Below are 13,689 nucleotides of genomic sequence, written 5' to 3'. Positions count from 1 at the left end.
TGCCCCTCTCGAGGACTAACCAGCGCGCCGTAAAGGATGAGGCCGGGGCAGCTCATTTTACCTCCGGAAAGCGTGGGGTCGTGCCAACAGGGCGAAACCGGCGATCATAATCGCCTGCATAAAGGCGGCTCTCACCAAATTCCGTCGCGCCGATCACCCGACCGACAAGGATCAGGGCAGTGCGTTCCAGTTCATGGGCTAGTGCGTTTTCCAAAGTTCCCAGCGTGGCACGGACAATGCGCTCATCGGGCCAACTTGCGCGCCACACCACGGCAACGGGGCAATCGACGCCATAATGCGGGACCAGTTCGGCAATGACATCGTCCAGAACATGGATCGAAAGATGGATTGCTAGCGTCGCGCCGGTCGCGGCGAAAGCAGCAAGGGTTTCACCCCGAGGCATGGAGGAAGCCCGGCCCGAGGTGCGGGTCAGTACGACGGACTGGGTGACGCCCGGCAACGTCAGTTCCGCACCCAGCACAGCTGCGGCAGCAGCGAAAGACGGCACACCCGGCGTCACGTCGTACGGGATACCCAGCGTGCGCAGACGGCGAAGCTGCTCCCCCATGGCGGACCACACGGACAGATCGCCGGAATGCAGCCGGGCTACGTCCTGGCCCGCATGATGGGCTGCAACAATTTCGTCGATGATCGCGTCGAGCGAGAGCGGCGCCGTGTTGACGATATGCGCGCCTGCCGGGCAATGATCGAGCAGCGCCGCCGGAACGAGAGATCCGGCATAGAGGCAGACGGGGCTCGCGGCGATGAAATCGCGCCCGCGTAGGGTGATGAGATCCGGCGCGCCGGGTCCGGCACCGATGAAATGGACTGTCATTCTCCGTCCTCCTGAACCGTTTCCGCAATGGCCGCCGTTGCCATTCCATCGGCGGACTGCGCGCGCGGGGACAGCAGCCGCGCGCCCGGTCCTGCAGCGCTCAGTGCGGCCGCTTCGGCAAGACTTCCGATCCCGAAAGCAGCCATAACGCGGGGGGAGTGCGTCGGCGTTCTGATATGTTCAAGCTGTTTCCGTCCCAGAGAGTGGACAGGAAGGCCCAGTTCCCCAGCTAGCGCCAGAAGAGCGGGCGACGCCGCCTTTTGTGTGATCGTGGCTAAGGCATCAAGCCCTTGCTCACCACCTGCCGCAGCCAGCGCGTCGCGCAGCGATGTGGGAGTGGCCTCTCGCCGGAAGCCGAAGCCCGCGACCTTCATCGGGTCACACTCCACTGTACGACAGGATACGCCGAGCGCCATCCGCGTTTCGATCCCATCGGGGTCGCTCTTGTCAGTTCGATCCGCAGTAACTCACCGCCCTTTTGCGCATGCCACGCTGCCAGCAAGGATTCAGTTTCCAGCGTGACACTGTTGGCCACGATGCGTGTTCCGTGTGGGAGCCGGGCCCACAGATGCTCCAGCAACTCCGTGCAGGCGCCGCCGCCAATGAATACGGCATCAGGATCGGGCAGCGCCGCGAGTGCCGTCAACGCTTCGCCTTCCACCGTCCGAAGCCGGTGATCGAGGCCAAAGGCACACGCATTGGCGCGAATGTTCGCCGCGCGATCTGAACGGGCCTCAACGGCAATCGCCTGTCCACCCGTCAGGCACCATTCCACCGATATAGACCCGGAACCGGCCCCGAGATCCCATAAAAGTTCACCGGGACGGGATGCCAGGGCGGACAGGGTGAGGGCGCGAACCGGGCGTTTGGTGATCTGCCCGTCATGGACGAAACGCTCGTCAGGCAGTCCCGACGCCCGGCTCAGCCCCGGTGCCCCTGCCGTGGCGATCGCCACCGCAACCGGCGCGAAGACATCCGTGAAGGCAAAATCCTCCGCGCGGACACTGCGGATACGCTCTCGCGGACCATTGAGTGCTTCCATGACGTGAAGCATGGAAGCACCGAAACCCTGAGCGACCAGCCATTGCGACAGCTTCCCTGTCGCCTCGCCATCCCGCAGCAGACAGATCGCCTGCCTTCCGGGAGAGAGTTCGGGAATAAGCCGTTCGAACGGCGCAGCGTGCAGTCCCGCACAGAATACGTGCTCAAGACGCCAGCCGAGGCGGTTCGCGACCAGCGAAAAGGTGGATGGCGTCGGATGGGACTGCCACTCGCCCGGATCAAGCCGGTCGGCAAGACTTGCGCCCGCACCGAACCAGAACGGGTCGCCCGATGCCAGCACCACCACCTTCCGTCCCCGCTCCGCCAGAACCGGTTCAACCGAGAACGGTACCGGCCATGCCCGCCCCCGGTCACCCGCATTCACCAGAGAAAGATGACGCGGACCCCCAAAAATCACCTCAGCGCAAGCCAGTTCGCCATGGCGTGCCGCTGACAAACCTGCCATGCCGTCTTCACCAATCCCGATGCACGTAAGCCAGGGTTCAGCCCGGGAGTCAGTCATGACACGCGTCCTTCTTCTGGGCGGCACCACTGAAGCCAGTCAGATGGCGCGCATGCTGGCCGCCGCCGGAATAGACGCCATATTTTCCTATGCGGGCAGGACTGTCACGCCGCGCCCTCAGCCTCTGCCTGTCCGGACAGGAGGTTTTGGTGGAGCGGAGGGCCTTGCCGCCTGGCTGTGCGAGGCTGGCATCAGTCATGTGATCGACGCGACTCATCCCTTTGCCGCCCGTATGAGCCACAATGCGATAGAGGCGTGCACTGCAACCGGTATCCCGCTTCTCGCGCTTGAGCGGCCGCCCTGGGTGCCTGACAGGGGCGATGATTGGCGCGTGGTCGCCGATGCGGCGGGCGCGGTCGCTGCACTGCCCGATGCGGCTGCGCGGGTTTTTCTGGCGATCGGCAAGCAATGGATCGACGCCTTCGCGGCCCGTCCGCAGCATGACTATCTCCTGCGTCTGGTCGATCCGCCATCCGATGTGTTGCCCCTGCCGCGTGCCGAGGTGGTTCTCGCGCGCGGACCGTTCACGCAGGAGGGCGACTTCGCCCTGATGCAGGCGTACGACATCACCCATGTCGTAGCGAAGAACGCAGGTGGCGTCGGCGCGCACGCCAAACTTGGAGCCGCGCGCCGTCTGGGTCTGCCGGTGATCCTGATCGACCGGCCCGCCATACCGCCGCGTTCCGTCGCAGGCACGCCTGATGAGGTGATGGCATGGCTCGGTCATCCTGAGCGCCTCGGTGTGTAGACATACGGCCCGATCCGCCGTGTCGAGGCATTTCCCACCAGGATGACGGTGCGCATGTCGGCCATGTCGGCATGCGCTTCAGCCAGCGTTACCACACTGATCCGCTCCTCGGGCATCGTCACGGCGCGGGCGAAAATGATCAGCCGTTCTGGGCCGCAATCTTCGCGCAGAATGTCGAGCACCCGTGCAAACTGGTGCGGACGGCTGCTCGAGCGTGGATTGTAGAACGCCATGGCAAAATCAGCCTGTGCGGCAAGGCGCAGGCGTCGCTCGACTGTCTCCCAGGGTTTCAGGTTATCCGACAGGTTGATCACGCAGAAATCATGGCCTAGCGGTGCGCCGATGCGTGCAGCCGCCGCCAGCATCGCGGTGACGCCGGGCAGGATGCGGATATCGACATGAGCGAGATACGGTGTGCGCTCCACAGCCTCGAAGACGGCCGAGGCCATAGCGAATACGCCGGGATCACCTGACGAGACGACAACCACCCGTCGCCCAGCCGCCGCCATTTCGAGCGCATGAACGGCGCGTTCGAGTTCCACGCGATTGTCCGTGGCATGCAGGATCAGCCCTTCACGCGGCGGTATGCGAGCCACATAGGGAATGTAACCAACCACATCGGTCGCATCGGCAAGGGCGGCGGTCACCTCGGGCGTCACCAGCGCCTCGTCCCCCGGACCAAGCCCGGCGATCACCAGCGTTCCGTTCATCGTGCCCCACCTGTTTTTATCTCCGGACGCCGCCCGTGCCCATGCACCAGCACAATCGCGAAATAAGGACAATCGGTGTCGCAGGCTTCAGCAAGGCGGATAACCCGCTGGCCGGGCATCGTGCCGCGCTCGACCAGCCAGGCATCCACCAGTCGGCCCGCAGCAGCAAGAGCGCGGCGCACTTTGGGCAAATTCCTGCCGGTTTTCATCACCACCAGCGCGTCGGCAGCCTGCATATGTCGCACCAGAGAGGCCTCGGGCATTGTGCCGGTTAGTACAGTCAGCACGTCGTCGCCCCAGGTGATCGGGATGCCGGTCACGTTCCAGCAGCCGGTCATGCCGGTTATGCCGGGGATGATCTCCAACCCGACGTGGCCCTGAAGGCGCACATGCAGATGCATGAAGGAGCCATAGAAAAACGGATCGCCTTCGCACAGCACCACGATATCCCGGCTCTGCGCCAGATCTGTCAGGCGGTTTGCCCAGTCATCGTAAAAGCTGGCCAGCGCCTCGCAATAAGCCAGACTGTCCACCGGTAGTTCGGTAGTGACGGGATATTCCATCGGATACTCGATGACACCCGGTGCCAGCATGCCCTCAACGATCCGCCGTGCCTGTCCGGCGCGTCCGGCCTTGCGGAAATACGCCACGTGACGGGCGCTGCGGATCACACGATCCGCGCGTACGCTCATCAGTTCCGGATCGCCCGGGCCAAGGCCGGTACAGATGATTTTGCCGGTCATGGGTCTATTCCGTCCGGCTGGCCAGCGCATTGATCGCGGCAACCGTGATCGCGGAGCCACCGAGCCTTCCTCTGACGGTGAGGGCAGGCGAGGGCGCAGCAGCCATCAGCGCCGCTTTAGACTCCGCTGCGCCGATAAAACCGACCGGACAGCCGATGATCGCCGCCGGACGGGGGCAGGCGGGGTCTTCCAGCATGTTGAGCAGGTGGAACAGCGCGGTCGGTGCATTGCCGATGGCGACCACTGCGCCAGCCAGGTGAGGTCGCCACAGTTCCAGAGCCGCCGCCGATCGTGTGTTTCCCATTTCCCGGGCCAGATCGACAACGCCCTCGGCGTTCAGCGTGCAGATCACGGCATTGTCGGCGGGAAGCCGCACGCGGGTAATGCCTTCGCTGACCATGCGGGCATCGCACAGGATCGGGGCACCCGATTCCAGCGCCGCGCGCGCTGCGCGCGCCATGCCGGGAGTGAATTCGATGTGCCGCTCAAGGCCAACCATGCCGGAGGCGTGAATCATGCGCACCGCGACGATCTCTTCTTCCGGGCTGAAACGTGCCAAGTCGGCTTCCGCCCGGATGGTGGCAAAAGACTGGCGATAGATGACCGCACCATCGGTTTCATAGAGATAGGGCATCTGGATCTTTCCTGAGCAGTCCCGGCATGCGTTGCAGTTGTTCGGCTGTCAAAGGGCGTCCGACAGGCGTCCCGGCAGCGGTGCCGTCCCGGACAAGGCCGAACCCCTCTGCCTGGGCGACAAGCGTGAGATGAGCCGGAGCCGGATGCGCACAGCCCTTCTCACAACCCGAGACATGAAGGGTTGTATCAGGGCGTATATACGAGGCCAATGCGCGGGCTAGCGGTCGTGTAGGTTGCAGTGCCTGTCCACACGCTGGCGCGCCCGGGCAGGCGACAACGTGCAGTAGCGGGTCATCCGGGCGGCTGATGATGTCCTCGATCTCCGGTGCGCTCCTCTGTCCTTCAAGCAGGACCATTCGCCAGGGCGTCACGCGCAGGGGCGCGATTGCGGAGAGGGCGGAGAGGGTTTGGGCCCGGATCTGTCCGAATGCAAAGCCGATCAGGAATCCAGCAACTGTTTTATGCGGTGTCGGGGCCGGTGCGTCAGGCGAGGTAAGGGCTTCTCTGTCAGCGAAAGCGGGAGGCAGCGTCGCGCCAGCAGCCAGATGTGTCGCCATGCGTCCTTTGCCTCCATCGGCAAGGAACCAGCGGGCTAGAGCGAGCGCTGTCCGCACGGCGGTTTGTGGCGTCACCGTCGTGCCATAATGCACGCCATCCGCACGACACAGCAGGGCGTTTTCGCTGTCGCGTTCAATACGGATATCAGCGGATACGTTCCGCAGGGCGGGAGCCGCGCCGGTATCGACAGCAAAGCCGAATTTGCCGGGCAGGCCGAGCGTTGGATCGGACCGTAGAGCCGTGCTCAGGTCGTCAGCCAGTTCCTTAGTACCGTCGCCGGCCAGCCAGTAAGGGGTGACGATGACATTGCGTCTCGCCTCGGCCTCCGGCGTGGGGTCGATCAGGCCAAGCGCCGAGAGGCCAGCGATCAGTGGAGTAAGGCCCTCTTCGGTGACGCCACGAATTTGAAGATTGGCGCGAGCGGACAGATCAATCAGTCCGTTGCCGTGACGCGCAGCCAGCATAGCAAGGCCCGCCGTCTGCGTCTGGGTCAGTCGTCCAGCCGGAGGCCGAATACGAACCAGAAGCCCGTCACCCGATTGCATGGGGCGCAGAGCGCCGGGGCACCAGCCTCTGATCAGCGGGGCCGTCATAGTGTGTTCCGCAGGCTAGCGGCAATGGCGTTGCGGCGTGTAATCCACAGGCCAGCTTCCACACGGGCCTCAAAGCGACGCCGCAGGGGCGTCGGGTTATTCTTTCCCATGAATGTGACAAGGTCGTCCCGTCCCAGCGTGGCCTTGTAATAGACATCGAAGAGATGAGCGGCGACAACACGGATCAGTTGTGCGAATGCAGCAACGTTGTCGATCGTCGCGGTCATTTCTGCCGCGTGCCGGAAGCCATGTCGCATCATGCCTACTGCCCAGTCCGGGTTGGCGGTGCGGGGGCGGCAGTCAGTTCGGCGTAAAGACGGGCACCGTTTACAGATTGCCCCTCGGTGGCAGGTGCGCCCGCGTGGTAGATCGTGCAAACGAAAAGTGTCGCATTCATGTCCCGGCCCTGTTTCGCAACCGGGGTGACCGCAGGCAGTCCCCCGCTGCGTAAAGGGCGGTGGGAATGTCCAGCCGGTTTGCAGCACACCCCGGCTGCCCGTTTGTCTCTGGTGGTGGCAGGTCTCCCGGCTAGCGGATTCAGGGTTTCCCCAACGATTACCCTGCCTTCCCGACGATCCGTCAGTGGCGTTGAGCGATCTTTCCGGTAACGGTCGCGGGGGCGGCTGTGCTTTGGGCAACCTTGCGGGAGGACCCAGTCACATTCCCTCTTAGCCGCCCGACAGACAAATCTGCGGAGCGGAACCATCAGTCTCGCAGTTGCGGCAAGGTGCGCTCCATGTCAAGCGACAAAGCCCCCTCCCAGCCTGCGGACAGGGTTGTCTTCTGCGACGAGGGAGGTGGTCAGGCGAATTGCAGACGACGAAATCACCGAGGCTTCGTTACACAAAAGGAGCCTGCGCGGCTTCATCCCTGTGGTAGCGGGGCGGGATGAGCAAGCCCCCAGCGCCTGTTTGTCGCACGACGAACGGGCTTTCGTATAATGCAGCACTGAAGCAACCTGGTTCTCTGCCGCTCTGGCTCGATCCAACCATGATCGGGGAGGGGATGCTCACAGGCCGACGCGGTCGGCGAGCGAGCGATAGCGATGCCGCCACCCAGACCTTTCTGATCCTTGAAGGTTCTGTTTGGCATGGTCCTGAGGCAGGCAACAGATTTCGTTAAGAGCGCTCCTGTGCATGATTGGACTGAACCTTTGCGCGTTCCGGATTTCAGCATACTCGGCCGTCACCAGAAATCCCTGATGGTCACCATTCCCTATCGTGACTCAAAGGGATCTTTTCCTCTCCTGGTGGACAGCGCTGGGGTCAAGGTCGAAGGAGAAGGGTATGCCCGCTAACATGGCGGTTTGAAACGCAGGATCTGGCGCAAGCTTTACATCAGTATCGACGAAGAAACTCTGGAAATTACGGCTATTAAAATCACCGGTAACGATGTGGAGGACGTACCGGTTCTGCCAACATTCCCGGGGTAGATTCCGCAGGCTGAAGAGATCGGTAACGTGCTGGCAGATGGTGCCTATGACATCCGAAACTGTCACGAGATCATTGCCGAACGAAGGAGGATGCGAGCATTCTGTCTCGACTGAATGCACAGCAAAGGGGTCTCACAACGCCAGGCGCTCAGACCAGAAACGAAGCTTTACGTGCTCAAGGGCGTTTCGGAGGGACAATTTGGCGATGCTGGAGCGCGTATTGCCTCCAAAGCCGTATCGAGACGAAAAAAGTAATGTATCGAACTGTTCGCATAGCGCCTCATGAGACGAGATTTTGACCGTCAAATATGTGAATTTCCCATCTGCATGGTCATACTCAATCGCTTCACCGCAGCCAGACATCCTCTCACAGAAGCTGCCTGTTAATCACCTAGCAGGCCAACGGACACTCACATCAATTCTCAAATTTATGTAGCAGAGCCTATATCAATAGATCCCGACCCTAACATCCCGGACGGGTTCTGATATTGCCACGCAGAGTCGTCGCCTCATATTGCGTGCGGAACAAACCGCGCCGTTGCAATTCTGGAACGACTGCACGCGCAAACGCCTCATGGCTCGACGGTGCCGCTACAGGATCCAGCACAAACCCGTCACAGCAGCCGGCAGTAAAGATTTCTTCCAGTTTGTCCGCAACCGTCTTTGGAGAACCGACGATCTGTGCAGGGAGCGCCTTTTTAGCTGCTTCCATGAACTGCGCCTTGGCAGTTTTCTGCAATTCGACGAGCTTCTCAATGCTTGCATGCATGCCCTGAGAGCCTGCTTCTGATCCTACCTTGTTCTTGTCAGACAGCTTCGTGACATCCACTCCGGCGGATGCAGACAGATGCGCCGCGTTCAACTCTCCCACGACAAGGCTATTGATATAGTCGGCCTTCTCCCGCCCGATGGAATCCGTCTCGCCGATGATGCAGGTGGCGAGCATGGCGACTGCACAGTCAGTCGGCCGTCGTCCTGCCTCAACAACCTTTTCCTTCAGCGTATTGTAGCTCGCAATGGCCTTTTCTTTCGGTGCGTAGAAAGTAAAGACGAGTTCGGCCCAGCGTGCGGCAAATTCGGTCCCTCGTGGCGATGAGCCAGCTTGCATGAGAACGGGATGGCCTTGCGCACTACGCGGAATGGTGATCGGCCCACGCGTGCGCACAAACCGGCCCTCGTAGTTTGCGTAATGAACCTTGGATGGGTCGCCGAATATACCGCGCTCTTTATCGAGGATCCACGCATCCTCATCCCAGCTTTTCCAAAGCTTCATGCAGGCTTCGACAACTTCATCTGCCTGATCGTAGCGCAACTCCTTGTCTGGAAGACTGTCGAGGCCGTAATTGCGGGCCTCAAGCTCGGTGGCCGATGTCACGATATTCCAGGCCACACGACCTCCGCTCATCACATCGAGCGACTGCAGGGAGCGGGCTAGATGGTAGGCAGGCAGCAATGTTGTGGAAAGTGTAGCCCCCAGACCGATATAGCGCGTTGCAGCGGCCATAACGGGCAGAACCGTCATCGGGTCCAGATAACTGATCTGTCCGCCATATCTGACATAAGCGTCATAGCCTCCCGCGTGAATATCATACAGGCCTTGCAGGTCAGCGAAAAAACATCCGTCGAAGCAGGCAGCTTCCAGAGTGCGTGCAATATTTTCATATCGAGATGGTTTGAGAATATCTCCCAAAGTCGCCTCGGGATGACGCCAGCCCGCAGGATGCAGCGCGGTCGGTCCGGTCTTCAGATAAGCGAATAGGTTCATTTTTCTGGACATGAAAGATCTCCCGCAAGGCTCAAATCAGGAAAGGCTAAGAAAAGCACGCCGAAAATAGGTCAGACCATCATCCTCTTCAGAGGACGATGAATGGACTTCACAAAACAGCACGGTATGCGTGCCGCATGTCAGCCGTCCTGACGATGGTGCAGTCCAGAGAGGCAAGACATCCTTCGATGGCCAGCGCACTCCCACGTAGCCTGTGCGTCGAAAAACCCTCGAATTTTTCTACCAAGCTGCCCTTTGATGAGGCAAACCGCATAGCGATTTCCTGCTTGCGGGAGCCGAGAACGTTTATGCAGATCTCACAGTTGCCGGTCAGGGGCTCATAACTTCTGCTGGAATGGTTTACGCAGACAAGCATGGTCGGAGGCGTGTCGGTCACCGAATAGACAGCGGAAACTGTGAGGCTCGCCAGCCCGGCTGGCCCATTGGTCGTCACCACGCAGACCGGACTGGGTAAACGCGACATCAATTCACGAAAGTCGGCAGGATCTATCACCGGATGCTCCCTCTCAACTGTTTCGATATCGAGATGTCATGTATACATGATAAATAAATCGAATCCATAACAAATTTCGTCTGTAAAAATTTATTGCAAACAATACTTATTTGATAAGACACCTTTACAGATTCTCATCATGGACCTCCTGGATGCCTATCGCTCGTGAGTATATTTCAGGCTTCCAAAATGGCGGCCAAAGGAACTGAGACCTTGCAAAATCAGAAGCAGGCGCGGCTAGGAGTGCTTCAGATTTCATCGGTTGGTCATGAGCTTCCCGATCGACGTCGACCATGCAGCATGAACAGCACCCCTGCCGTAACCGGGGTCGCAATCAGCCAGCCAAGATTGATTCCGTGGAGATATGCGCCCATTGGTCCCGTATAAAAGGCATTGGATATAAAAGGAATTTGCACAACAGTTCCCACAAGAAACGCGAGGCAAATCTTTCTGTCAAATCCAACTTCCTGCGTGGCCATGCTTCCTTCTTCCCGCAGCACACGGGGAAAATAGAACACGCAGAGATTGATCGTCACCCAAGGCACAAGAACAATTAGAAGAGACAGCACGATGTCGAGAAATACCGGCACGACACTCTGTGGATAAAGCGTAACGAGACTCAAACTTCCTGCGAGGATAATGACCGAGAAGCACAGCCGAGCCACGCGGCCGGGTATCCAGGAAATAAAGACAGTCTGGATGGCAGTGATCAGCGTAAGAACCGATCCATACACATTTAGGGCGTTGTGACTGACAATGTTGAGCACAAACAGACCCATTAAAATCAGTCCCAGAGGCTGCTCGATTCCGGCAATCGCTGAAAGTGGATCGATAACGCCGGGCATCATTGCCGCAATCAGCACCCCAAAGATAAAGCTTAGTGATGCACCACAACCAGCACCTGCCGCACTCGCCAGAAAGGGTCCTTTGAAGCCTACACTCGGCGGCAAATAGCGCGAATAGTCGGATGTATAGCAGGAATAAGAGATGTTCCAGACGCAGGTGGTTGAAAACAGTAGCATCCAGCTGATGAAGCCCGATGCTTGTAATGGCGCCTCTGCCAGGGGCGTAATGACTGGCACCTCACCGCTCATCATTACAGAGACAAATCCCGCTGCAAGCGCGGTAGCCATAAACCAGAAACCGAGCCGGTTGATGAGATGGATAGTATTATACCCCATCACTCCGATCCCCACTGCGCAAAGGCCAGCAAGAATGGATCCCTGTCCCGGTGAAATTCCACCGAAGAGACCATGCAGTGCAGCCCCTGCCAGAGCGGTATTCGATGTGAAGAAACCAAGATATAGTAAGAAAGAAACTAGGATGAGCAACAATGATCCATAACGCCCGAATTGAGCGCGTGCCTGAACCATTTGTGGTAACCCGGTCTGTGGCCCCTGCGCCGAACAGGCACCAAGAACCAATCCGCCTGCCATATGCCCCGTCGCAATCGTCACCATCACCACCCAGAAGGGGAGATGCACACTCCGATACAGTGTAGCCCCGGTCACGATAGGCAGAGGCGCTATATTTGTTGTAAACCACAGGGTGAACAGATCCCGCACGCGGCCATGACGCTGCCCAAGTGGCACAAAAGACGTGCTATTCGCTTCAACCGAAAAGTCTGTAGTCCGGTCAGTCATGAATACCTTTGCACATGGAGGGCATCGGAAATCTAATTATTATAGTGTATACATGATATATCGAATTCGCAACGTTTGTTTTTATCTTCGATGAGGCACCTCATCGCTGCCGCTATCTGTGAACGGATGGAGGGATCAAAGAGGCGTACCCAGCATTGCGAGCATCGTCGGCAATCGGATGAGATTGTAGGCATCCATGGCGAAGATATACTGCCAGCCGATCTTGGGGAGGCCTTGATGGTGCACAGTTGGACGGTTCGCCCCCTTGGCTTTGATCGTTGCACTGTGATGCCGTCATTTCTTCCCTTATTGAGAGAAGCCGAGAATGCAGCAGGCTGGTTTCTTTGATCCTTTGCTGATGTTCAGGGTTCTGGTGATCTAGACGATCAATACCCTGTCCGATGAATGAACCGAATATCTCATCAATGACCGGCTGTCCTTCATGCGCTGCCGTGAGACGGTGTCTGGCAGCTTCACGGCTGGTAAAATCCCGGAAGCCCAGGCTCAGGCCTCATTCTTTGAGGTAGAAGATAAAACTTGCGGCGATTTGGATTGCGGACATGAAGGTGTGAGCGCAGCGGTCATATCTGGTTGCCACCCGTCGCCAGTCTTTGAGCTTTGCGAACATGTTTTCAACAAGGAGGTGCTTCTTATACAGATGCCATTCGTAAGGCAGCTTTGATTTCCGGTTCTTCTTCGGTGGAATGCAGGTGGTAATCTGTCGTTCTGCGAGAGACTGTCTGATCTTATTACTGTCGTATCCCCGGTCTCCGATGAGTTCTTCTGTCTCATCAGGAAGATCGTTCAGAAGCACGTCTGCGCCTTTAAAGTCACTGACCTGACCCGCTGTCAGATGGAGACGGACAGGACGGCCCTGACCATTGCATACAGCATGCAGTTTTGAATTCAGTCCGCCTTTTGTGCGGCCGATATGGCGGGGAAAAGCCCCTTTTTAAGCAGAGAGGCCGCTGTTCGATGTGCTTTCAGGTGTGTTGCATCGATCATCAGGCGCTTTGAACGGCCAGCCTGCTCAGTCAGTGCAGTGAAAATCCGATCGAAAACACCCAGGCGGCTCCAGCGGATGAAGCGATTGTATAAGGTGTTGTGCGGGCTATACGCTTTCGGAGCATCTTTCCACTGCAGACCGTTGCGGATCACGTAAATAATCCCACTCAGAACACTGCGATCATCTACGGGGGGAACGCCGTGCGCCAGCGGAAAATACGGCCTGATCAACTCCATCTGCCGCTCGGAAAGCAAAAATATGTCACTCACAGGCTCACCTCCATCAGTCAGCCTGTGAATCACAACAGGACGCACAGTTCAACGAATTAATAGGTCGTGAGCCTAGAAGAAGCCCGTAAAACTGCGGCACAAGGACCGGGATGCGTAATGGACGCTAAAGTTCACAAAGGCAAAACCGCGTGACGATGCATCCATGACGATCATGGATCTTGCGATCCCAGCCTTTGACTACAAAAACTACTTCTGATCCGGCGGTGGAAAGCCACGGATGACAATGCTCATGACGGAGTAAGGCTGCGAGAAGGTCTGCTGGATCGCAGCAATACGGGCTCAACCGTCTGGGCTGACACCGCGTATCGCTCGGCCGCCAATGAGGACTTCATGGCTCGTCAGGGTTGTGTCTCGAAAGTCCACCCATAAAAAAACACAGCGTCAGGAGATGACCCTGAGGACGAGGCATTCCAATGCGGGGAAATCTGTTACCGCTCCCGTGTTGGCATGTCTTTGCCGACCAGAAATCACGGATGGGGTTGTTCATCCGGACCCTTGGCATCTGGTGTGCTGAAATAAAGATCGGGCTTGCCAATCAGAGGTGGTCCCCATTTTTCGGACAGGTGGCTAAGCTATCCCCCGACCTGAGCGAGGACGGGTTTTATGGGGAAGGTTACGCGGAAACGGTATTCGGGTGAATTCAAGTCTCGTG

At 58.6% G+C, this 13,689-nt stretch carries 13 protein-coding genes, 2 pseudogenes and 1 riboswitch; of the genes and pseudogenes, 3 read left to right on the top strand and 12 right to left on the bottom strand.

All coding sequences use genetic code 11. The features are described 5' to 3' along the window. Window positions 1–52: 52 nt before the first annotated feature. The 3 genes from cobM to cbiE are packed head-to-tail and all read right to left on the bottom strand — an operon-like array spanning window position 53 to window position 2,399. Window positions 53–835 (bottom strand): precorrin-4 C(11)-methyltransferase, encoded by a 783-nt coding sequence (gene cobM, locus GOB81_RS00070; RefSeq protein WP_173568348.1) that lies wholly within the window; start codon window positions 833–835, stop codon window positions 53–55. Beyond that, the gene (locus GOB81_RS00065) at window positions 832–1,209 is read right to left on the bottom strand and encodes a cobalamin biosynthesis protein (protein WP_173568347.1); all 378 of its coding nucleotides are present in this window, start codon (window positions 1,207–1,209) and stop codon (window positions 832–834) included. Before GOB81_RS00065 ends, cobM begins: the two co-directional genes overlap by 4 nt. Next, a complete protein-coding gene (cbiE, locus tag GOB81_RS00060) occupies window positions 1,206–2,399 on the bottom strand; it encodes a precorrin-6y C5,15-methyltransferase (decarboxylating) subunit CbiE (protein WP_173568346.1) in 1,194 nt (397 codons plus the stop codon). Before cbiE ends, GOB81_RS00065 begins: the two co-directional genes overlap by 4 nt. Between cbiE and GOB81_RS00055 the strand changes: the two genes are divergently transcribed. Then, window positions 2,398–3,147, top strand: a complete 750-nt coding sequence (locus GOB81_RS00055; protein ID WP_173568345.1) for a cobalt-precorrin-6A reductase — start codon at window positions 2,398–2,400, stop codon at window positions 3,145–3,147. The two genes, cbiE and GOB81_RS00055, sit on opposite strands and share 2 nt — an antisense overlap. On the opposite strand, the gene cobJ is transcribed toward GOB81_RS00055, so the two are convergent. From cobJ to GOB81_RS18010, 5 genes are read right to left on the bottom strand one after another with little or no spacing between them, the layout of a single operon-like run. Continuing rightward, window positions 3,123–3,857 carry a precorrin-3B C(17)-methyltransferase gene (gene cobJ, locus GOB81_RS00050; RefSeq protein WP_173568344.1) on the bottom strand — a complete coding sequence of 245 codons (735 nt, stop codon included), beginning with the start codon at window positions 3,855–3,857 and terminating at the stop codon, window positions 3,123–3,125. The genes GOB81_RS00055 and cobJ overlap by 25 nt on opposite strands. Next, entirely contained in the window at window positions 3,854–4,600 is a 747-nt protein-coding gene (locus tag GOB81_RS00045) for a precorrin-2 C(20)-methyltransferase (protein WP_173568343.1), read from the bottom strand. The genes cobJ and GOB81_RS00045 overlap by 4 nt, the downstream gene beginning before the upstream one ends. A gap of 4 nt (window positions 4,601–4,604) precedes the next feature. Then, complete coding sequence (locus GOB81_RS00040; RefSeq protein WP_173568342.1) at window positions 4,605–5,234, bottom strand: precorrin-8X methylmutase; 630 nt, start codon at window positions 5,232–5,234, stop codon at window positions 4,605–4,607. Beyond that, window positions 5,218–6,387, bottom strand: a complete 1,170-nt coding sequence (cobG, locus tag GOB81_RS00035; RefSeq protein WP_173568341.1) for a precorrin-3B synthase — start codon at window positions 6,385–6,387, stop codon at window positions 5,218–5,220. Before cobG ends, GOB81_RS00040 begins: the two co-directional genes overlap by 17 nt. Then, the gene (locus GOB81_RS18010) at window positions 6,384–6,872 is read right to left on the bottom strand and encodes a cobaltochelatase subunit CobN (RefSeq protein WP_408736885.1); all 489 of its coding nucleotides are present in this window, start codon (window positions 6,870–6,872) and stop codon (window positions 6,384–6,386) included. Before GOB81_RS18010 ends, cobG begins: the two co-directional genes overlap by 4 nt. A gap of 12 nt (window positions 6,873–6,884) precedes the next feature. Further along, window positions 6,885–7,109, bottom strand: a riboswitch (cobalamin riboswitch). Window positions 7,110–7,275: 166 nt separating this feature from the next. Between GOB81_RS18010 and GOB81_RS00025 the strand changes: the two are divergent. Beyond that, window positions 7,276–8,206, top strand: a pseudogene (locus GOB81_RS00025) (IS5 family transposase). A gap of 76 nt (window positions 8,207–8,282) precedes the next feature. Here the strand turns inward: GOB81_RS00025 and GOB81_RS00020 are convergent. The 4 genes from GOB81_RS00020 to GOB81_RS00005 all read right to left on the bottom strand — a co-directional run bounded on the left by GOB81_RS00020 (window position 8,283) and on the right by GOB81_RS00005 (window position 13,016). Beyond that, complete coding sequence (locus GOB81_RS00020) at window positions 8,283–9,596, bottom strand: NtaA/DmoA family FMN-dependent monooxygenase (RefSeq protein WP_173568339.1); 1,314 nt, start codon at window positions 9,594–9,596, stop codon at window positions 8,283–8,285. 97 nt (window positions 9,597–9,693) lie between these two features. Next, window positions 9,694–10,098 carry a flavin reductase gene (locus GOB81_RS00015; protein ID WP_173568338.1) on the bottom strand — a complete coding sequence of 135 codons (405 nt, stop codon included), beginning with the start codon at window positions 10,096–10,098 and terminating at the stop codon, window positions 9,694–9,696. Between the two features lie 266 nt (window positions 10,099–10,364). Next, complete coding sequence (locus GOB81_RS00010) at window positions 10,365–11,741, bottom strand: purine-cytosine permease family protein (protein WP_173568337.1); 1,377 nt, start codon at window positions 11,739–11,741, stop codon at window positions 10,365–10,367. A gap of 511 nt (window positions 11,742–12,252) precedes the next feature. After that, a protein-coding gene (locus GOB81_RS00005; protein ID WP_173568336.1) for an IS5 family transposase occupies window positions 12,253–13,016 on the bottom strand; the annotation gives its coding sequence in 2 pieces (ribosomal slippage) (window positions 12,253–12,683 and window positions 12,683–13,016; 765 coding nt in all). A gap of 79 nt (window positions 13,017–13,095) precedes the next feature. Between GOB81_RS00005 and GOB81_RS17565 the strand changes: the two are divergent. Beyond that, window positions 13,096–13,675, top strand: a pseudogene (locus tag GOB81_RS17565) (hypothetical protein); the annotation flags it as partial. Window positions 13,676–13,689: the final 14 nt, after the last annotated feature.

This window comes from Acetobacter conturbans (genome assembly GCF_011516755.1).
GTDB lineage: Bacteria > Pseudomonadota > Alphaproteobacteria > Acetobacterales > Acetobacteraceae > Acetobacter > Acetobacter conturbans.
The sequence above is the reverse complement of the archived record's forward strand: the minus strand, read 5'-3'. Positions and strand labels throughout refer to the sequence as shown.